The organism is Caballeronia sp. GAWG2-1 (genome assembly GCF_023631405.1).
Classification (GTDB): Bacteria; Pseudomonadota; Gammaproteobacteria; order Burkholderiales; family Burkholderiaceae; genus Caballeronia.
Window position 1 is genome coordinate 1 of sequence record NZ_JALQDD010000065.1, and the last position, 906, is coordinate 906.

Genomic DNA, 906 nt, shown 5'->3' on the forward strand with positions numbered 1-906 from the left:
CGTCGACAGCGAGCTGATACCTGTGGACAGCGAGCTGATGCCCGTGGACAGCGAACTCACTCCCGTGGACAGCGAGCTGACGGCCGTCGAAGACGACGTGGACAGCGAGCTCACGCCCGTGGACAGCGAATCCACACCGGTGGACAACGAACTGATGCCCGTCGAGGACGACGTGGACAGCGAACTGACACCGGTCGACAGCGAATCAACACCGGTCGACAGCGAACTGATCGCCGTCGAGGACGACGTGGACAGCGAACTCACACCCGTGGACAGCGAGCTGATGGCCGTCGAGCTCGATGTGGACAGCGAGCTGACACCCGTGGACAGCGAATCCACACCCGTGGACAGCGAACTGATGGCCGTCGAAGACGACGTGGACAGCGAGCTGATACCCGTGGACAACGAGCTCACACCCGTCGAGAGCGAATCAACACCCGTGGACAGCGAACTGATCGCGGTCGAAGTCGAGGTGGACAGCGAACTGACGCCGGTCGACAGCGAACTCACACCCGTGGACAGCGAACTGATGCCCGTCGAGAGCGAATCCACGCCCGTGGACAGCGAACTGATCGCCGTCGAGGTCGAGGTGGACAGCGAACTGACACCCGTCGAGAGCGAACTCACACCCGTGGACAGCGAACTGATGCCCGTCGAGAGCGAGTCCACACCTGTGGACAGCGAGCTGATCGCCGTCGAGGTCGAGGTGGACAGCGAGCTCACACCCGTGGACAGCGAACTCACGCCCGTCGAGAGCGAGCTGATCGCCGTCGAGGTCGACGTGGACAGGGAACTCACGCCCGTGGACAGGGAGTTCACCGCCGTCGAGCTCGAGGTGGACAGCGAGCTGATACCCGTGGACAGCGAGTTGATCGCGGCCGAGTTCGAGCTCGACAGCGAGCTCAA

Annotated in this window: 1 protein-coding gene; it reads left to right on the plus strand. The window is 63.4% G+C overall.

The genetic code is table 11. The annotated features are described in order from the left end of the window. A partial coding sequence (locus NCR98_RS33250; protein WP_250528596.1) for a hypothetical protein occupies window positions 1-906 on the plus strand: 906 nt, incomplete at both ends.